Raw genomic sequence first — 19771 nt, 5'->3', positions numbered from 1 at the left:
CATTCCGCAAGTCGCCGCCCCGCGCGCGCGTCTGACCGCCGCGATTCGATCCGAATCGTTTCCCATGAAAACAAGCGCACCGGCGCAAGCCGTTGCGTTTGCCCTGCCATTTGACGATCCACGCTACCCGATGAAAAACGACGACCAGCCGCGCAGAAAATTTCTGCGCCAGGTATTCACGATTCTTCCTGCCACCGCGATCGCACCCGTGATCGTGACGCAAGAAGGCTGCACGCCGTCGCATGCCACGGACAACGCCGGCGCAGCCGCGCCGGTGCCTGGCACCACGACCGCCGCCGCGAAATACACGCCGACCTTTTTTACCGCGGCCGAATGGGACTTCATCCACGCCGCCGTCGACGAACTGATTCCCGCGGACGACACCGGCGCCGGCGCGCTGGAAGCCGGTGTGCCCGAATTTATCGACCGCCAGATGGAAACGCCGTATGCGTATGGGCGGCTCTGGTACATGCACGGGCCGTTTCATCCGGAGGCGGTGCCGGAACTCGGCTACCAGCTCGGTCTGGTGCCGCGCGACGTGTACCGGCACGGCATCGAAGCGTGCAATGCCGCATGCGTGCGCGATCACGGCAAGGCATTCGCCGAATTGCCGCGCGCGACGCGCGTCGAGGTGCTCGAACAGCTCGAGGCGGGCAAGCTGCATCTCGATGCCGTGCCACCGAAGCTCTTCTTCGGCACGCTGCTGAAGAACACCAAGGAAGGCTATTTCGCCGACCCGATGTACGGCGGCAACAAGGGCATGTCCGGCTGGAAGATGATCGGTTTTCCGGGCGCCCGGGCGGACTTCGCGGATTGGGTCGAACAGCCGGGTGCGAAGTACCCGCTCGGCCCGGTATCGATTCTCGGGGAGCAGGCATAACGATGGCGATCAAAAAAGACAAAGTCGATGCGGTGATGGTCGGATTCGGCTGGACCGGCGCCATCATGGCGATGGAACTCGCCGATGCGGGGCTCAACGTGCTGGCGCTCGAGCGCGGTGAAATGCAGGACACGGCGAACACCGCGAAATATCCGAACATCGCAGACGAACTCGCGTATGCGGTGCGCGGCAAGCTGTATCAGGATCTGTCGAAGGAAACGCTGACGTTCCGCCATTCGCCGGACGGACTCGCCGTGCCGTACCGCCAGCACGGCGCGATGCTGTTCGGCAACGGCGTCGGCGGCGCGGGCTTTCATTGGAACGGCCTGACGTGGCGTCCGCAGGCATCGGACCTGCAACTGCGCAGCCACTACGAACAGCGCTACGGCAAGTCGTTTATTCCGGACGGCATGACGATTCAGGATTTCGGCGTGACCTACGACGAACTCGAGCCGTATTTCACGCACTTCGAGGACGTCGCCGGCATTTCGGGCAAGGCCGGCAATCTGAACGGCAATCTCGTGGCAGGCGGCAATCGTTTTGAGGCATGGCGCAGCAAGGAATATCCGACGCCGCCGCTGAAGGATATTTACGGCGCGCAGCTCTTTTCGCGTGCCGTGCGCGAACTGGGCTACGAGCCGTTCCCGATTCCGGCCGCGAACGTGTCGACGCCGTACACGAATCCGTATGGCGTGCGTCTCGGTCCGTGCAACCTGTGCGGCTTCTGCGAGGACTTCGGCTGCTATATGTATTCGAAGTCGTCGCCGCAGACCACGATTCATCCCGTGCTGTTCCAGAAGAAGAACTTCGAGTTGCGCACGCGCTGCCAGGTGCTGCGCGTCAATCGCGATGCGAGCGGCAAGGTCGCGACCGGGGTCACGTATATCGATGCGCAAGGGCGCGAGATCGAGCAGCCGGCCGACATCGTTGTGCTCAGCGCGTTCCAGATGCACAACGTGCGGCTGCTGCTGCTCTCCGGCATCAGCCAGCCGTACGACCCGGCGACCGGCGACGGCGTGGTCGGCCGCAACTTCGCGTATCAGATGAACGGCGGCGTCAACGCGTTCCTCGCCAAAGGCACGCAGCTCAATCCGTTTATCGGCGCGGGCGCGGCAGGGCAGGCGATCGACGACTTCAATGGCGATAACTTCGACCATGGCCCGCTCGGCTTTATCGGCGGCGCGAACGTGCGGCATATGCGCACCGGCGGACGCCCGATCGGTCAGGCGGGGGTGCCGAAGGGCACGAAGCCGTGGGGCAGCGGCTGGAAAGCCGCGGTGCAGGACAGCTACCAGCGGATGATGACGATCGTCGCGCAAGGCTCGGTGATGTCGTATCGCGACACCTACCTGAGCCTCGATCCGACCTACAAGGACGCGTACGGGCAGCCGCTGTTGCGCGTGACGTTCGACTGGCACGACAACGAGCACAAGATGACCGAGTACACGGTCGGCCAGGCCGCCCGCATTGCGCGTGTGCTGACCGATCATGTCGACGTGAACGCGCGCAAGTCGGGGCATTTCGACACGCGCGCCTATCAGAGCACGCATACCACCGGCGGCGCGGTGATGGGTGCCGATCCGAAGACGAGCGTGGTGAACCGCTATCTGCAGAACTGGGATGTGCACAACGTGTTCGTGCTGGGATCGTCGGCGTTTCCGCAGAACTTCGGCTACAACCCGACGGGGCTGGTCGGCGCGCTCAGCTACTGGTCGGCGCGCGCGATCCGCGAACAGTATTTGAAGAACCCCGGCCCGATGGTGCAAGTATGAGAAACGCGCTCACAAAAATTCGTTCCTGTGCGGCGATCGCCGCCGCCTTCGCGCTGCTTGCGGCGAGTGGCGTGTCGTATGCAACATCGGCGGCATCGGCAACATCGCCGGCATCGTCGAATGGCGCCGGCTTCGATGATGCGGCGCTCGTCAAGCGAGGCGAATACCTCGCGCGTGCCGCCGACTGCGCCGCATGCCATACCGCGAAGGGCGGCAAGCCGTTCGCGGGCGGACTGCCGCTGCCGACACCGATCGGCACCGTCTACTCGACGAACATTACGCCGGATGGGCAGAGCGGCATCGGCAGCTACACGTATGCGGACTTCGACAACGCACTGCGGCACGGCAAGTCGAAGGCCGGCTATACGCTGTATCCGGCGATGCCGTATCCGTCGTATGCGCGCATCCAGCCCGACGACGTCAAGGCGCTGTACGCGTACTTCATGCACGGCGTGGCGCCGGTTCAGCAGCCGCGCACGCCGAACGGTATCCGCTGGCCGCTGTCGATGCGCTGGCCGCTCGCGCTGTGGCGCATCGCGTTCGCGCCCGATGCGGCCGCCGCTGCGAGTCCGCAGGCCGCCGACAGCCAGACGGTCTCGCTCGAGCGCGGCCGCTATCTGGTCGAAGGCGTCGGCCACTGTGGCGCGTGCCATACGTCGCGTGGCGCGCTGTTGCAGGAGAGGGCGCTGACCGACAACGGCGGCCCGGCCTTCCTGCAAGGCGGCGTGGTCGAACAGTGGTTCGCCAACAGTCTGCGCGACGACCGTGTGGACGGCCTCGGCGACTGGACGCGCGACGATATCGTCATGTTCCTCAAGGCCGGTCGCAATGCGCATTCGGCCGCGTTCGGCGGCATGCGCGATGTCGTGCTCGACAGTACGCAGTACATGACCGATGCGGACCTGAACTCGATCGCGATGTATCTGCAGTCGCTTGCACCGGCGCGCCAGCAGGCCTCGCTGGCGTACTCCGACGAGGCAGCGCTTGCGCTGCACGCGGGACACACCGAGTTGCGCGGCGCACGGACCTTCCTCGACAACTGCGCGGCTTGCCATCGATCGGACGGCAAAGGCTATGACGGCGTGTTCCCCCGGCTTGCGCTGAGCGCGACCGTCAATGCGCAGGACCCGACGTCGCTCGTGAGCCTCGTGCTGCACGGCGCGTCGATGCCGGGCACGCGGCACGCGCCGACCGTGTTTACGATGCCCGCTTTCGGTCAGCGGCTCGATGACCAGCAAGTGGCGGACGTGGTCACGTTCATCCGCGGCGCGTGGGGCAATCGGGCGCCCGCGGTCGATGCGGACGAGGTCCGGCGCATTCGCAAGAGCAGCACGGTGAGTGGTCAATGAGTCGTCGATGAGGTGGCCGATGAGGTGGCCGATGAGGTGGCCGATGAGGTGACGCGATGCGTGTTGCATCCATCACGCGCCGCATCGGAACGAAGTTGCCCGGCCGCGCCGCCCACGCGCGTGCCGGGCAATTTTCTTTGCCCGGGCGGCCCACGCGTGCATGAGGTGCGCGATACTGCGCATCAGCACGCCCTGACCTGACGCGAAACCTCGACTCGAAACGACTGCGAGACTGATATGGCTCTGGACGATTCGGAACACGCCGCGGGCGGCGCGCGCATCGTGCGTCGCCGCTCGGCTTTGGCGCGGCTGTTGCGCACGGTGACGTCGCCGTACTACCGCTACCGCAATGCAAAGGTGCTGCACGGCGTTCGCGTCGGCGCCGCGATGCTCGTGTCGATTGCGCTGATACGCGCGCTGGACCTGCCATACGGCATCTGGGCATCGATCACGGTGCTGATCGTGATCGGCGGTTTGCAGCATCACGGTAATATCCGGCGCAAAGCGCTCGAACGGACCATCGGCACGCTGCTCGGCGCCGGGCTCGGACTCGCGCTGATCGTCCAGCACAGCCTGTTCGGCTCGATTACGGTGACCGCGATCCTGATGGCGGTCGTGGCCGGCGTGTGCGGCGCGTTTGCAATTGGTTCGTACGGCTATATGGCATTGCTGACCGCGATCACGATGTGCATCGTCGGCGGCTTCGGCGACAACCAGGTGTCGGAAGGGCTCTGGCGTGCCGCTGACGTCGCGATCGGCACGGTCATCGCGCTGGCATTTTCTTTTGCTCTGCCGCTGCACGCCACCTACACGTGGCGCTACCTGCTCTCCGACAATCTGCGCGATTGCGCGCGCATCTATACGCGGATGGCGCATGGCGACTGGCTTTCCGCTGAAGAACAGAACGCGGTGTTTCTGCGTATGGCGCGACGGCTCGTGCAACTGCGCGCGGTCATGCCGTGGGTCGCGAAGGAAATCGAAGTCGCACCGGGGCGGCTCGATCAGATCCAGCAACTGCACCGCATGCTATTGAGCGCGCTCGAGATCATGTCGAACGGCGTGCTGACGCGCGGCGATCCGGCGATGCGTGCCGGCTTTGCCGGCCAGTGCGGACGCGACGCGACGGTGGTGCGCTTGGTGCTGCTCGAACTGGCGCGTGCGCTGCGTTTTACGAATGTGCCGCACTTCCGGATGCCCGATGCGTTGCCGCCGGCGCTGCTGGACCCGGCCGCCGTGGTCGCGAACGCCGCCGCTGAGTTGCAGGGGCCGTGCTGGCTCAACGAACGCGTCGCTGAGCAGGTGGAGCGCCTGCGCGCGCTGCTCGTCGAGACCGAGCCGGCTTGGAATATCGAGCGCCGCACGCGGATTACGCACCGTCACGAGCATCAGCAGCAGCATTGAGCGCTGAGGCGGCGGAGCGCCGTGGTTTGGCGCGCGGCGCCGCCCTTGGTGTAGATCCGGTGAGGCGGGAAACGCGGGCTGCTTTGATCAGCCCGCTTTGATCAGCCCGCTTTGATCAACTCTTGTAGCCCTTGTCGTGCGGAATCGTCACCATCCACATGATGCCGAAGCGGTCGACGAGCATACCAAAGCCCTCGGTCCAGAACGTCGGCTGCCACGGCATCATCACATTGCCGCCGTCGGCGAGCGCGTTGAAAAGCTTCTCGCCCGATGCCTTGTCGTCGGCGGTCAGCGACAGGCTGAAGCCTCCCGGCTTATCCGCTCCCGGCTCGCAGTTGCCGTCGGACCCCATCAGCTCCGTCGTGCCGATGCGGAATGTGCAATGCATGATCTTGTCCTCGGTGCCGGGTGCGGGCGTGTGTCCGGAGTCCGGCGGCGCGTCCCTGAAATGCGTCTGGAACAGCACCTCGGCGCCGAGCTTCTCACGATAGAAATTGAGCGCTTCTTCGCAGCGGCCGTTAAAGAACAGGTAGGGCTGGACTAGCATCGTTATCTCCCAGAAGTGGACACGTCAGTTGCCGTGCCGGTTGCCATCGCGGTTGCCATGGCGGTCGATGTGTCGCACGCCTCGTAAGCGGAACACATGTGCAAACGATTCTAGTCGGCGAGCTTGTGCGCACTGTGAAAGTTTGTTGGCACTGCATGCGATAGGCGCGTGCGGAATACGAGATGCGGGAGACGCACAAGCAAAAACGGCGCGTGCGGCTCGAATGCCGCACGCGCCGTGATACGACACGCGCAACCGTCAGACGTGACGGCTCGCTCGATAAACGGCTGCTTGCGGCGCCGCTATTGCCGCGCTGCCGTTCGCCCGGACTAGCGCAGCGCTTCGATCAGCTTCTCAAGCTTGATCGCATCGGCAGCGAACGTGCGAATGCCTTCCGCCAGCTTTTCGGAGGCCATCGCTTCGTCGTTGACGAGGAAACGGAACGTCGGCTCGTCCACCGGCACGCGCGCGATTTCCGTATTCTTGCTCGCATCCGGCGACAGCTTGCGCTCGACCTTGTCGTTGCTGTCCTGCAGTTTCTGCAGCAGATCGGGGCTGATCGTCAGCAGGTCGCAGCCGGCCAGTTCGAGAATCTGGCTCGTCGTGCGGAAGCTCGCGCCCATCACTTCAGTCGGGTAACCGAACTTCTTGTAGTACGCATAAATGCGGCGCACCGATTGCACGCCCGGGTCGTTCGCGCCGCCGTCGCGCGCTTCGTCCCAGTTGCTGCCGGCGTTTTTCTTGTACCAGTCGTAAATGCGGCCGACGAACGGCGAGATTAGCTGCGCGCCTGCTTCGGCGGCGGCGACGGCCTGCGCGAGCGAGAACAGCAGCGTCATGTTGCAGTGGATGCCTTCCTTCTGCAGCACTTCGGCCGCGCGGATGCCTTCCCACGTCGACGCGAGCTTGATCAGCACGCGGGAGCGGTCGATGCCGGCTTCCTTGTACAGCTTGATGATTTCATGCGCCTTGTCGATCGAGCCTTTCGTGTCGAACGACAGCCGTGCGTCGACTTCAGTCGACACGCGGCCCGGCACGATCTTCAGGATCTCGGTGCCGAACGCGATCAGCAGATGGTCGATGATCGCGGAGACCGGCTTCGACGAATGATCGCGCACGGTTTTTTCGAGCAGAGGCTTGTAGTCGTCCTTCTGCACGGCCTTCAGTACGAGCGACGGATTGGTGGTCGCGTCTTGCGGTTTGTACTGGGCGAGTTGCTGGAAGTCGCCGGTGTCGGCGACGACCTTCGTGAATTGCTTCAGCTGGTCGAGTGCAGTAGTCATATCGAGCCTTTTAGGCGCGTGCGCGCCGTGGTCAGAAAATGATGACGCTGCCGGTGCCGGTTGGTTCCGACTGGCCGGCGGCAGCCGGTCATCCCGCAGGGTCCCGCATTGCCCGGGGCGGGGCAGTGTTCGATGTTAGCGCCGGATGGACGTCAAACGCCAGGTTCAAAGCCACGCAAACGCCACGCCAATGCCATGCAACGCCGTGAACGCCAAACCTCACACGGAACGCCGCCCGATTCCTTTATTTTATGGCGGAACGGCTGACAATGGTTCGACTGATCGTGCGGGCCGCGTGCAGCGGGCGTTCAATGCCCATTACGCAGCCGCTCGCTGGCGATTCACCGGCCATGGAACGGGCTTCGGATCTCACCGTTGGACCGCATGGCGCGTGCCACGTTGTGATCCCGGATTGGGGCGGGGCTTCAGCCGGGTTTTTCCCGCGCTTTACGCGGTTTTACCCTTTGCGCGCGTTCAGCACGACCTGCGTGATCACGCCCGCGACCAGTCCCCAGAACGCCGAGCCGATCGACAGCAGCGTGAGTCCCGAAGCCGTCACCATAAAGGTGACGAGCGCGGCCTCGCGCTGCTTGCCGTCCTGCATCGCATTCGTGAGCCCGCTCATGATCGAACCGAACAGCGCGAGCGCTGCCACCGAGACGACGAGCGCCTTGGGCAACGCGGCGAAGAGCGCAGCGATCGTCGCGCCGAACACACCGGCAACCAGATAGAAGAGCCCGCACCAGAGCGCCGCGGTGTAGCGCTTCGTGCGGTCTTCGTGTGCTTCGCGGCCCGTGCAGATCGCGGCCGTGATCGCCGCGAGATTGATGCCGTGCGAGCCGAACGGCGCGAGCACGAGCGATGCGAGGCCGGTGGTGGCGATCAGCGGCGACGACGGCGTCGTATAGCCGTCCGCGCGCAGTACCGCGATGCCCGGCACGTTCTGCGACGCCATCGCGACGACGAACAGCGGAATGCCGATGCTGACGATCGCGGACAGCGAAAACGCTGGCATCGTCAGCACCGGCTGCGCGAGCGCGATGCGGAAGTGGCTGAAGTCGAGCAGACCGAGGCCGCCCGCGACCAGCGTGCCGACCACGAGCGTGGTCACGATCGCATAGCGCGGCGCGATGCGTTTCATGACGAGGTAGGCGAAGAACATCGCGAGCACCAGCGCGGTCTGAAATTGCGCAGCACGGAAAATTTCGATGCCGATCTCGAACAGAATGCCCGCGAGCAGCGCCGATGCAATGCCGGCGGGAATCTTTTTCATCAGGGCATCGAACCAGCCGGTCAGGCCGACGGCGGTCAGCAGCAGCGCGCAGGCGATAAATGCGCCGATCGCTTGCGCGTAGCTGACATGCGGCAGCGACGTGACAAGCAGCGCCGCACCGGGCGTCGACCATGCGATCACGATCGGCGCGCGATAGCGCAGCGAGAGCCCGATCGTGCACAGTCCCATGCCGATCGACAGCGCCCAGATCCACGATGAGATCTGCGCGTCGCTCAGATGCGCGGCCTGGCCGGCCTGGAACATCAGCACGAGCGAACTCGTGTAGCCGGTCATCATCGCGACGAAGCCGGCGACGAGCGCCGATAGAGAGGTATCGGCGAACGGTTTCAGCGGTTTCAGCGGAGCGGGATTGCCCGGCGACAGGTCGGGAGAGGAGGGTGAGCTCATGCGGAACACCGGCTGTAGTGTTATTTGTTGTGGCTTTGTTGCGTGATTGCTACGGAATCACGCAAAAGTAGTGCGGCATTCTGCCGCATTTTGCGGTGTTTGTGACTTCGGGATAGCCCCGGGCGGGCAGTTCGGGCGGCCGGCCGTGCCTACTTGCTCAGCACCCGCATCGCCGCCTCGAGCCCCGCGAGCGTCAGCGGATACATCCGGTGCCCCAGCACTTCGCGAATCACCGACACCGACTGCCGGTACTCCCAGAGACCCTCCGGTTCCGGATTGAGCCACGCGAAGTGCGGGAAATGATCGGCGAGGCGCCGCAGCCAGATCGCGCCCGCTTCCTGGTTGTTGTATTCGACCGAGCCGCCCGGCTGCAACACCTCGTACGGACTCATGGTCGCATCGCCGACGAAGATCAGCTTGTAGTCCGCGGAGAACTTGTGCAGCACGTCCCACGTCGGCGTGCGCTCGGTGTGGCGGCGGCGATTGTTCTTCCACAGGAAGTCGTACACGCAGTTGTGGAAGTAATAGAACTCGAGGTGCTTGAATTCGGCCTTGGCGGCCGAAAACAGCTCTTCCGTGCGCTTGATGTGATCGTCCATCGAGCCGCCGACGTCGAGCAGCATCAGCACTTTCACGTTGTTGTGCCGCTCGGGCACCATCTTGAGGTCGAGCCAGCCGGCGTTCGCCGCGGTGCTGCGGATCGTGTCGGGCAAATCGAGCTCTTCCGCCGCGCCTTCTCGCGCGAAGCGGCGCAGGCGCCGCAGTGCGACCTTGATATTGCGCGTGCCGATTTCGACCTGGTCGTCGTAGTCGCGATACGCGCGCGCGTCCCATACCTTGACCGCGCTGCGGTTGCCGGCCGTGTCGCCGCCGATGCGGATGCCTTCCGGGTTGTAGCCGCCGTTGCCGAACGGCGACGTGCCGCCCGTACCGATCCATTTGCCGCCGCCTTCGTGACGGCCCTTCTGTTCGTCGAAGACTTCTTTCAGGCGCTGCATCAGCTTGTCGAGGCCGCCGAGCGCTTCGATCTGCGCCTTTTCCTCGGGCGTCAGATCGCGTTTCATTTTCTTCGCGAGCCAGTCGTCGGGCAGGTCGAGCGCGAGCGCCGCCGTGTGTTCGATGCCCTTGAAGTACTCGCCGAACGCCTGGTCGAACTTGTCGAAATACTGCTCGTCCTTCACGAGCGTCATGCGCGACAGGTAGTAGAACTCGTCGAGCGACGGCTCGATGACCTGCGCCTTCAGCGCCTCGAGCAGCGTCAGATACTCCTTCACCGAGACCGGCAGTTTCGCGGCGCGCAGCGAGTAGAAGAAGTCGATCAGCATGCCGGGTTCTCCGCGGCGGGCGCGTGGGCGCTCACCGGTTGTTGCGGTTCATGAACACGAGGCGTTCGAAGAGCGCGACGTCCTGCTCGTTTTTCAGCAGCGCGCCGGCTAGCGGCGGCACGATCTGCTTGTGGTCGCTCGAGCGCAGCGCTTCGGGCGGGATGTCTTCGGCGAGCAACAGCTTCAGCCAGTCGAGCAGTTCGGACGTCGACGGCTTCTTCTTCAGGCCCGACACGTTGCGCAGTTCGTAGAAGCTTTCGAGTGCCGCGCGCAGCAGTTCCTGCTTGATCCCCGGGTAGTGGACCTCGATGATCTGCTGCATCGTCGCCGGATCGGGGAACTTGATGTAATGGAAAAAGCAGCGGCGCAGGAACGCATCGGGCAGTTCTTTTTCGTTATTCGACGTGATGATGACGAGCGGCCGCTCCTTCGCCTTGACGAGCTCGCGCGTCTCATACACATAGAACTCCATGCGGTCGAGTTCGCGCAGCAGGTCGTTCGGGAACTCGATGTCGGCCTTGTCGATTTCGTCGATTAGCAACACCGTTTGCTGATCCGACTCGAACGCCTGCCACAACACACCTTTCACAATGTAATTGCGAATGTCCTTCACGCGTTCGTCGCCGAGCTGGGAATCGCGCAGACGCGACACCGCGTCGTATTCGTAGAGGCCCTGCTGCGCTTTCGTTGTCGATTTGATGTGCCACTGCAGAAGCGGCATGCCGAGCGCGGCGGCCACTTCCTCGGCGAGCATCGTCTTGCCGGTGCCGGGCTCGCCCTTGATCAGAAGCGGGCGCTTCAACGTCATCGCGGCGTTGACCGCGAGCTTGAGGTCGTCGGTGGCGACGTATTGCGATGAGCCTTCGAAACGCATGGCAGGACGCTCGTTCGGGGAAAATCCCAGTATAAGTCAGATGGGCTGGCGGCTTTGGCGGGGCGGGCTTATCGTCTCGCGGGTGCCGGGACGCGCGGGGCAGCGTGGTTGGCTGATGCGTGCCGGGGCTGACGGCAAGGTGGACGCAAGCGGTGGGCCACGCGTTGCAAGCTGGATCTGGCGGGCTGCAAGTTTCAGGCCGTGCATTTCAGGCCGCGAATTTGGGCTGAATTCGGGCCAACCCAGCCCATGCCCGTCCGGTGGACGCCCGGCGCGGCCTCTTGGTACAATCGGACCGATTTTTTTGGCCTGCGTGGCGATTAACAAAAAAACGACGGCGCGGGTCGCCGCTTTTTTGAGCGCCCGTTTTTTGAGGCCATGATTTGAGGCCATGATTCGGGGGCTTGCACGTTGTGCACTGCATCGCGTGCACACATCGGGGGTCGATTGTCTGTCGTCGCGTTGTGCCCCCGTCGCAGTCTTCATTTTTGTGCCTTCGTTTTTAGCGCCTGTTTTTAGCGCCATTTCCCCTCAAGCCAGGTTACAAGAGCTATGAAAAAATTCGTCGGCAAACACGTCGTGATCGCAGCGCTGACGGGCATTGCGGGCCTCGCGGCCACCGCCCACGCAGCGGATGTCGTCGGCAACGCGAAAGCGGGCCAGGGCAAGGTCGCGATGTGCATCGGCTGCCACGGTATTCCCGACTACCGGACGGCTTACCCGGAGGTGTACCGGGTACCGATTCTCGGCGGCCAGAACGAACAGTATCTGCGCAACGCGCTGCACGCCTACAAGAAGGGCGACCGGCATTTCGACACGATGCGCGCCATCGCGACGTCGCTGTCGGATCAGGACATCGCGGACATCGCGGCCTACTACGCGGCGCAGACTGCCACTTCGAAGAACAACCCCGACAAATGACCGGCCGCGCCTGCATTAGCAGCCGTTTGGACACAGTCGCCCGGTCATTCCGCTACGCGGGCCAGGAGAATTCATGAAGAAGCACCCACACCCCCTCCACACGATGTTCAAGATCGCATGCGCGTCGTTTGCATTCGCGGGTTTCGCCGTCGCTTCGACAGCGGCGCTGGCGGCCGACGCGGACAACGGCAAGAACCTGGTCGAAGCCCATAACTGCGCGGCTTGCCACGGCTCGAAACTGAACAACCCGGTGAGCCCGGAGTACCCGCGGCTTGCGGGGCAGCACGCGGACTATCTGTACTGGGCGATGCGCCAGTATCAGATGGGCACCGGCAATCCGCACCTCGGCCGCAATAATCCGATCATGCAGGCGCAAGTGCAGAGCCTGTCGCTGAACGACATGAAGGACATCGCTGCTTACATCGAATCGCTGAAGGGCGATCTGGTCGAGAAGAAGTGACCGTTGCGCGCGGTGATTGCGCAGTGATCGCACAGTGATCGACGAATCTGCGGCTTTTATAGCAACGTCCATCGCGATCAAAAGCAAACACCCCGCCAAGGCGGGGTGTTTGCTTTTCGGCGCTAGCCGCGGCTGCGGTTCATCAGTCGCGCGATGCGCGGCGTTCGATCCGCTGCAAATAGGCGTCCGTATCGGGCGGCGTATTCGTGCGCTGCGCTTCCCAGATCGTCTCGCCGAGACACTCCATGATTTCGTGCTGCGCGTCGTGCGTCGAGCCGAGCCGCGCGGCGAGACGGTCGTGCGCCGCGCGAATGCCGGGCGGCTGATCGATCGACAATTGCTCGCTGATCGCAAGATGCATCGACAGATGCAGAAACGGATTCGTCTGGCCGCGCTCGGGCGAATAGTCCTGTGCGCTCGCGGCTTCAGCGTCGCCTAGCTCGGCGTGATATTCGGGGTGTTCGACGATCCAGTCCGCCGCGATCGATTCGAGCGGTGTGAGGATCTCGCCCGCGCGCTGCTTGCGCCAGGTGTCGGTGAAAAAACGTCGGACTTCTTCGCGGCTGGGATTGAACATCGGCGGTGGTGAGAGCGGAAGCAGGGTCGGCAAAGGCAAGGCGCGATCATTGGCGAGGCGCCTGACGACGTGGGCGAGGTGGCTGACGACGCAATATCTCGATGTCGCCGCGCGGTATCGCCCGCAGGGCCCTATTTTACGCCGCGGCGCTTGAGCGCGTTGGCGCGTGAAGATCGCGCGAACCCCCGCTAAGCGCTGCGCGAAGCTGCACTACTGGTGAGCAACCGGTGCACGGCCCGCGCTTTATGGTCCGCTTTACGGCCCTGCTTCACAACCTGCTTCACAACCTGCTTCACAACCTGCTTCACAACCTGCTTCACAACCTGCTTCATAGATCCGGCGGCGGGGTCTTGGGTTTGAACTCGCAAAGCGGCTCGATCACGCAGTGCCAGCACTCGGGCCGGCGCGCCTTGCACACATAGCGGCCATGCAGAATCAGCCAGTGATGCGCATCGTGTCTGAACTCTGGCGGCGTGAATTTCTCGAGCGCGGTCTCGACCGCGCGCACGTCCTTGCCGGGCGCAAGACCGGTTCGATTCGCAACCCGAAAGATGTGCGTATCGACGGCGATCGTCGGATGGCCGAACGCGGTGTTCAGCACGACATTCGCCGTTTTGCGGCCGACCCCCGGCAGGCTTTCGAGCGCTTCGCGCTCGGCCGGCACTTCGCCGCCATACTGGTCGATCAGGATCTTGCACGCCGCGATCACGTTCTTCGCTTTGGTCCGATAGAGGCCGATCGTCTTGATGTAGTCGGTGACGCCCGCTTCGCCGAGCTTGAAGATTTTCTGCGGCGTATTCGCGACCGGGAACATCTTGCGCATCGCCTTGTTCACGGACACGTCCGTCGCTTGCGCCGACAGCATCACGGCGATCAGCAGTTCGAACGGCGTCGTGTATTCGAGCTCGGTGGTCGGATGCGGGTTCAGGCTTTGCAGCGTTTCGAAGATCGCGCGGCGTTTATTCGCGTTCATGCGGGATGGTCGGCGTGTTTAGCGCTTCGGGTTTGAGTGATCGGGGGCGGGGTTCGTGCCTTCGTCGCTGTGGTTGCTACCGGTGTTGCCGTTGCCCGGTGCTTCGACGTGCGATGCATCTTCGTTGCGCGGCGTGCCGGGTTCATCGTCGATGCCGAGGCGCCGGCGACGCGCTTCGGCCGCGTCGATTTGCGCCTGCACGTCGGCGCTGACGTTCGCGGTGTTCTGCGGGCCCTGGCCCTTCGCCTGCATTTCCTCTTTCTTTTTTCGCGCACGCTCGAGTGCGGCTTCGATGATGGCGCGTTTTTTTGCATCGGCATCGGTGCTTGCGGCGGAAGATGCAGCGCCCGGACCTTCCGACGTGGCGCCTGCGGGAGAGGTGGCAGGCGCGCCTGCCTTATTAACCCCGGCTGCGTTGCCGGTCGCGTTCTCCGTGCTGCCGACAGTACCCGTGGTGCCCGTGGTGCCCGGGCCGGCATCGCCGCCCGCGCCAGCGCGAGCGCCACCACCCGCATCAACAGCAGCACTTCCCGCCGCCGAACGCCGCGCCGCCGCGCGCGCTTCAGCCGCTTCGCGCTCGCGATCGAGCCGCTCGAGACGCCGGTTATAACGCTCGCGCGCGGCGTCAGCCTGTTGCTGGCTCCAGGCGTCCCAACCGGTCGCGTCGCCGGTCACGGGAATCATCGCGATGCAATCGACCGGGCAGGGCGGCACGCATAGATCGCACCCGGTGCAGAGCTCGGCGACCATCGTATGCATCTGTTTTGCCGCGCCGACGATCGCATCGACCGGACACGCCTGCATGCACAGCGTGCAGCCGATGCACAGGTTTTCGTCGATAAAGGCGACGGGCCGCGGCCGCTCGACGCCGTTATCCGGATTGAGCGGAATCACCGGTTTGCCGAGCAGCGCCGCGAGCCGCGCAATGCCTTGCGCGCCGCCGGGCGGGCACTGGTTGTAGTTCGCGCTACCGTCTGCGATGGCTTGCGCATAGGGGCGGCAACCGTTGTAGCCGCACTTCGTGCATTGCGTCTGCGGGAGCAGATCTTCGATGCGGTCTGCGAGTGTTTTCGAATCAGTCACGGTGACGTGGTCGGGGCTTGCTGCTGCGATTCATCGATGCCCCGCTGCGGTGGCCGGCGGGCATGCGTGTCGCGCGTGGTTTGGTTCGTTGTTTCCGTGCGACTCACTACGACGCAAGCCCATATGAGAGGTGCTTCCGCCGCGCGCGGCTTGTGCGACAAGGCTTTGGCCGAATCCGCATTATCGCCGATTTCCCCAGTTGCCATTACCAAACCATGTGCCATAATCGAAGCGCTTTACGAATGACCGCAGGACGGTGTTTCCCACCAACCAGCCCGCGCAACGCCGCCATGCCGCTTCGACCAGGAAGCCTGGCCATGAAGCTGGCGGTGTGATCCGGAATACGCGGCTCACGAAGCACGCTGCCACCATGAATCAGCCGAAAATCAAAAGAGATCCTGAAGGCACCCGTCGCCGTATTCTGCTCGCGGCGGCCGAGGAGTTCGCGAATGGTGGGTTGTTCGGCGCACGCGTCGATCAGATTGCCCGCCGCGCGGAAACCAACGAACGCATGCTCTATTACTACTTCGGTAGCAAGGAGCAGCTGTTTACCGCAGTACTCGAACACGCGTTCAGCGCGCTCACCGAAGCCGAGCGCACGCTCGACCTCGCAGGCGTCGCGCCGGTCGAAGCGATCACGCGTCTCGCGCACTTCGTGTGGGACTACTATCGCGATCACCCGGAACTGCTGCGGCTTATCAACAACGAGAATCTGCACGAGGCGCGATATATGCGGAAGTCCACGCGTATTCGCGAGATGATCTCACCGATCGTCGCGACGCTCGGCGGCATTCTCGAGCGCGGTCAGCGTGCCGGGCTGTTTCGCACGAACGTCGACCCGCTGCGCTTTTACGTGACGCTCTCCGGCATGGGGTACTACATCGTGTCGAACCGCTTCACGCTCGAAGCGACGCTTGCGCGCGACTTCAGTGCGGCCGCGGAGCGCAGCGAGATCATTCAGATGAACACGGAAATTCTGCTCGCGTATCTGCTGCGACGTTGATCGCGTTTGCTCGCCTTGCTTACGGCGTGGCGAGCAAAAGCGCAATGCAAAGAAAAACGGCGACGCCTCGAAGAGGTGCCGCCGTTTTGTTGCGTCCGCGCTGCTTGCGCTTCGTTAAGCCTCGACCTGCTCGACTTCGGGCTTCTTTGCCTTGTTGTGCTCGAGGATAAAGTCGCGAATCTGCGGATAAATGATCGTGCGCCAGCGGCGGCCCGAGAAAATGCCGTAGTGGCCGCATTTCTCCGCGGTGAAGTGCTGGCGATGCTTCGCCGCAATGCCCGTGCACAGTTCCTGCGCGGCGTGCGTCTGTCCGCTGCCTGAAATGTCGTCGAGCTCGCCTTCGATCGTGAAGAGTGCTGTGTGCTTGATGTCCTGCGGACGCACCGGTTCTCCCGCGACTTCCCACGTGCCTTCCGCGAGCCGGAACTCCTGGAACACAACCTGGATCGTCTGAAGATAGTACTCGGCGGCCATATCGAGCACCGCGTTGTATTCGTCATAGAAACGGCGATGTGCTTCGGCATCCTCTTCGTCGCCGCGCAACATGCTCTGGTAGAAGTCCCAATGCGACGCCGCGTGCCGTTCCGGATTCATCGCAACGAAGCCCGCATGCTGCAGGAAGCCCGGATAAACGCGGCGCCCGACGCCCGGATAATTCGACGGCACGTTGTAGATCACGTTCGTCTCGAACCAGTTGAGCGAGTGCTGCGTGGCGAGCGAGTTGACCGAAGTCGGGCTTTTGCGCGCGTCGATCGGGCCGCCCATCATCGTCATCGTGCGCGGCGTGTCTTCGCCGCGGCTTGCCATCAGCGAGATTGCGGCGAGCACCGGCACGGTCGGCTGGCACACCGAAATAACGTGCAGGTTCTTCGCGCCGATATGGCGGATGAATTCCTGGATGTACGCGATGTAGTCGTCGAGATCGAACGGGCCGTCTTCGAACGGCACCATGCGCGCATCAATCCAGTCGGTGATGTACACCTTGTGGTCTTGCAGCAGCGTGCGCACCGTGTCGCGCAATAGCGTGGCGTGGTGCCCCGACAGCGGCGCGCAGACCAGCACGACAGGCTCGTCCTTCAGTTGCGCGACCGCGTCGCTATCGTCGGCGAAGCGCTTGAAACGCAGCAGCCGGCAGAACGACTTTTCGATGATCGTCTGCTCGACGATCGGAATGTTGTGACCGTCTTTAACGATCTGGTGCAGATCGAACTCGGGCTTTTCGTAGTCTTTGCCAAGCCGGTACAGCAGTTCGTAGCCAGCCGATAGCCGGGTTGCGCCGGGCACATACGCGAGCGGACTGGCCGGATTCGCGAACGACTTCGATGCGGCCTGAGCCCAGGCGGTAAGCGGACTTAAAAGTGCCCGCTGGAATTCGTGAAGTTGATAGAGCATGGTCGCTCCAGCGTTATTGCGGTGCGCGCGGGGCTGCGCGAAAGCACGCGTAGCGTCGAGGCGGCCCGGACGGGTTGTTGAAATCGAAATTGTCGGCCGACAGACTCGTCGATGATATCCGCGCGCGCGATGTTGTGCAACGCAGCAACGGTGCGGCAGGCCACAAACGGAATGTCATCAAAAGCATCATCTGATCATGCTACGGGCGACGGTTGTGCGTCGGCGTTCAAAGCGCCGCCCGCCGGTCCTTCCCCGTTATGCGGCGGCTGGCCGGTGGCCTTCGCCATTTCCTGCTCGTGCTTCATCAGATTGAGCCCCGTATGCACGAGCGCGACATGAGAAAACCCTTGCGGGAAATTACCGACGAGGCGTCCGGCGGTCGGATCGTATTCCTCGGCCAGCAAACCGACGTCGTTGGAAAGCGACAGCAGGCGCTCGTACATCTCGCGCGCTTCCTCGACTCGCCCCTGCAGCGCAAGGTTGTCCACGAACCAGAATGAACACGCAAGGAATGTACCCTCGCCCGGCGGCAAGCCGTCGTCGACGCGGGTCGTACGATAGCGCATCACGAATCCGTCGTGCATCAAATATTTCTCGATGGCGTCGACGGTGCCCGCGATGCGCGGATCGGACGGCGGCAGGAAACCGAGCAGGGGTAACAATAGCACGCTTGCATCAAGTTCGCTGCCCCCATAGATTTGAGTAAAGGCGTTGAGTTCGGGATTCCAGCTTTTCATGCAGACGTCCGCATGGATGCGCGCGCGCATCTCGCGCCAGTGGTCGAGCGGCGCCGGCAGGTCGAATGACTCGGCGGACCTGATCGCGCGGTCGTAGGCGACCCATGCCATGACCTTCGAGAAGGTGAAGTGCTGGCGTCCGCCGCGCGTTTCCCAGATACCTTCGTCGGGTTCTTCCCAGATCGTCTCGAGGTGGGCGAGCATCGCGCGCTGCACGTTCCACGCGGTCTCGTCGGCCTGCAAGCCGCCGACGCGCGCAAGGTGCAATGCGTTCATCACTTCGCCGTAGACGTCGAGCTGCAACTGGCCGACCGCGTTATTGCCGATGCGTACCGGTTTCGCGCCCTGATAGCCTGGCAGCCATTCGATTTCGAATTCGGGCAGGCGCCGCTCGCCGGCGAGGCCGTACATGATCTGCACCTGCTCCGGCGCGCCCGCCATCACGCGGCCTAGCCACGTGCGCCACGCGCGCGCTTCGTCGTAGTAGCCGCCGCGCATCATCGCGAGCAGGGTGATGGTCGCGTCACGGAGCCATACGTAGCGGTAGTCCCAGTTACGTGTGCCGCCCAGTTGCTCCGGCAGCGAGGTGGTCGGCGCGGCGACGATGCCGCCGGTCGGCTCGTAGGCGAGCGCCTTCAGCGTAATGAGCGAGCGCTGGATCTCTTTCGCGTAGCGGCCTTCGACGGTGCTGCGCGACGACCATTCGAGCCAGTGATTTTCGGTGCGCGCCAGCGCGGTCAGCGGATCGTGCGCCGGCGGAATGCGCAGATGCGATGCGGAGTAGGTGAGCGAGAACGGCACGCGCTCGCCTTCTGACACGGTGAACTCCGCGACCGTGCGCATGTTCTCGCCTTTGAGTTCGACGGGCGTGCGCAGCGCGACGGTATCAGGGCCGACGATCGCCTTGATGCCGCTGTCGTGCATCAGGCGGCTCACCCACGGAATCGAGAAGCCGTAGTCGAAGCGCAGCACGAGTTCCATCTGCATCTTCACGGTGCCGCGTTTGCCGACCACGACGCGGATCAGTTCCGACCAGCCGTTGCCGGGCGGCATGAAATCGACGACGGTGACGGCGCCGTCCGGCGTTTCGTAGTCGGTCTCGAGGATCAGCGTTTCGCCGCGATAGCGGCGTCGCGTGGACTTCGGGTTGTCGCCGCATGGCGCGATCAGCCAGCGGCCGTTGTCTTCGGTACCGAGCAGCGCGGCGAAGCACGCGCCGGAATCGAAGCGCGGCCAGCAAAGCCAGTCGACGGAACCATCGCGGGAAATCAGTGCGGCCGTATGGCCGTCGCCGACGAGTGCGTAGTCTTCAATGGGTGCGGGCATAGAGGTCAAATTCGGCGTGAAATTCGGCTGAATTCGATCAAGCGATCGGATAAAGCGATGAGTAAAATATGCGCATCGCGCGAATGCGCCCGTACATCAAACGCCGATCTTACCGGAGCGGCGTTGTTCATATTGATTTAACGCAAGCAGGAGAAATTGAGTATTGGCAGGCCTCATTTCCAATGCC

17 protein-coding genes are annotated in these 19771 nt (G+C 63.4%); 7 read left to right on the top strand and 10 right to left on the bottom strand.

All coding sequences use genetic code 11. From position 1 onward, the window contains the following. Positions 1-130 precede the first annotated feature (130 nt). From KZJ38_RS15055 to KZJ38_RS15040, 4 genes are all read left to right on the top strand, one after another. Positions 131-880, top strand: coding sequence for a gluconate 2-dehydrogenase subunit 3 family protein (locus KZJ38_RS15055; RefSeq protein WP_219800354.1), 750 nt, complete (start codon positions 131-133; stop codon positions 878-880). A 2-nt stretch (positions 881-882) separates the two neighbouring features. Then, on the top strand, positions 883-2652 hold the full coding sequence (locus KZJ38_RS15050; protein ID WP_219796809.1) for a GMC family oxidoreductase: 1770 nt from the start codon (positions 883-885) through the stop codon (positions 2650-2652). Beyond that, positions 2649-4001 carry a c-type cytochrome gene (locus tag KZJ38_RS15045; protein ID WP_219796807.1) on the top strand — a complete coding sequence of 451 codons (1353 nt, stop codon included), beginning with the start codon at positions 2649-2651 and terminating at the stop codon, positions 3999-4001. Before KZJ38_RS15050 ends, KZJ38_RS15045 begins: the two co-directional genes overlap by 4 nt. A 237-nt stretch (positions 4002-4238) precedes the next feature. Beyond that, positions 4239-5402, top strand: a complete 1164-nt coding sequence (locus KZJ38_RS15040; RefSeq protein WP_219796805.1) for an FUSC family protein — start codon at positions 4239-4241, stop codon at positions 5400-5402. A gap of 115 nt (positions 5403-5517) precedes the next feature. Here the strand turns inward: KZJ38_RS15040 and KZJ38_RS15035 are convergent, their stop codons facing one another. From KZJ38_RS15035 to KZJ38_RS15015, 5 genes are all read right to left on the bottom strand, one after another. Beyond that, positions 5518-5949 (bottom strand): VOC family protein, encoded by a 432-nt coding sequence (locus KZJ38_RS15035; RefSeq protein ID WP_219796803.1) that lies wholly within the window; start codon positions 5947-5949, stop codon positions 5518-5520. Between the two features lie 329 nt (positions 5950-6278). Further along, positions 6279-7232: a transaldolase gene (gene tal, locus KZJ38_RS15030; RefSeq protein ID WP_219796802.1), complete on the bottom strand. Its 954-nt coding sequence runs from the start codon at positions 7230-7232 to the stop codon at positions 6279-6281. A gap of 457 nt (positions 7233-7689) precedes the next feature. Continuing rightward, complete coding sequence (locus KZJ38_RS15025) at positions 7690-8913, bottom strand: benzoate/H(+) symporter BenE family transporter (protein ID WP_219796800.1); 1224 nt, start codon at positions 8911-8913, stop codon at positions 7690-7692. A gap of 149 nt (positions 8914-9062) precedes the next feature. Continuing rightward, positions 9063-10238 (bottom strand): vWA domain-containing protein, encoded by a 1176-nt coding sequence (locus KZJ38_RS15020; protein ID WP_219796798.1) that lies wholly within the window; start codon positions 10236-10238, stop codon positions 9063-9065. A 31-nt stretch (positions 10239-10269) separates the two neighbouring features. Then, on the bottom strand, positions 10270-11112 hold the full coding sequence (locus KZJ38_RS15015; RefSeq protein WP_219796797.1) for an AAA family ATPase: 843 nt from the start codon (positions 11110-11112) through the stop codon (positions 10270-10272). A gap of 552 nt (positions 11113-11664) precedes the next feature. Between KZJ38_RS15015 and KZJ38_RS15010 the strand changes: the two genes are divergently transcribed. Together KZJ38_RS15010 and KZJ38_RS15005 are read left to right on the top strand one after the other, a co-directional pair. Further along, complete coding sequence (locus tag KZJ38_RS15010) at positions 11665-12033, top strand: c-type cytochrome (RefSeq protein ID WP_219796795.1); 369 nt, start codon at positions 11665-11667, stop codon at positions 12031-12033. A gap of 73 nt (positions 12034-12106) precedes the next feature. Then, positions 12107-12493 carry a c-type cytochrome gene (locus KZJ38_RS15005; protein ID WP_219796793.1) on the top strand — a complete coding sequence of 129 codons (387 nt, stop codon included), beginning with the start codon at positions 12107-12109 and terminating at the stop codon, positions 12491-12493. A gap of 142 nt (positions 12494-12635) precedes the next feature. Here KZJ38_RS15005 and KZJ38_RS15000 read toward each other — a convergent pair whose 3' ends face one another. The 3 genes from KZJ38_RS15000 to rsxB form a co-directional block, all read right to left on the bottom strand. Then, positions 12636-13070 (bottom strand): DUF1841 family protein, encoded by a 435-nt coding sequence (locus KZJ38_RS15000; protein ID WP_219800353.1) that lies wholly within the window; start codon positions 13068-13070, stop codon positions 12636-12638. A gap of 328 nt (positions 13071-13398) precedes the next feature. After that, positions 13399-14043, bottom strand: a complete 645-nt coding sequence (gene nth / locus KZJ38_RS14995; protein WP_219796791.1) for an endonuclease III — start codon at positions 14041-14043, stop codon at positions 13399-13401. An 18-nt stretch (positions 14044-14061) separates the two neighbouring features. Further along, positions 14062-15156 carry an electron transport complex subunit RsxB gene (rsxB, locus tag KZJ38_RS14990; protein WP_425518360.1) on the bottom strand — a complete coding sequence of 365 codons (1095 nt, stop codon included), beginning with the start codon at positions 15154-15156 and terminating at the stop codon, positions 14062-14064. 340 nt (positions 15157-15496) lie between these two features. Between rsxB and KZJ38_RS14985 the strand changes: the two genes are divergently transcribed. Then, positions 15497-16129: a TetR/AcrR family transcriptional regulator gene (locus KZJ38_RS14985; protein WP_219796787.1), complete on the top strand. Its 633-nt coding sequence runs from the start codon at positions 15497-15499 to the stop codon at positions 16127-16129. A gap of 114 nt (positions 16130-16243) precedes the next feature. On the opposite strand, the gene KZJ38_RS14980 is transcribed toward KZJ38_RS14985, so the two are convergent. Next, a complete protein-coding gene (locus KZJ38_RS14980; RefSeq protein ID WP_219796785.1) occupies positions 16244-17521 on the bottom strand; it encodes a polyhydroxyalkanoate depolymerase in 1278 nt (425 codons plus the stop codon). A 194-nt stretch (positions 17522-17715) separates the two neighbouring features. Beyond that, positions 17716-19584, bottom strand: coding sequence for a glycoside hydrolase family 15 protein (locus KZJ38_RS14975; RefSeq protein ID WP_219796783.1), 1869 nt, complete (start codon positions 19582-19584; stop codon positions 17716-17718). Positions 19585-19771: the final 187 nt, after the last annotated feature.

The sequence above is a fragment of the Paraburkholderia edwinii genome (assembly GCF_019428685.1).
Taxonomy (GTDB): domain Bacteria; phylum Pseudomonadota; class Gammaproteobacteria; order Burkholderiales; family Burkholderiaceae; genus Paraburkholderia; species Paraburkholderia edwinii.
The sequence above is the reverse complement of the archived record's forward strand: the minus strand, read 5'-3'. Positions and strand labels throughout refer to the sequence as shown.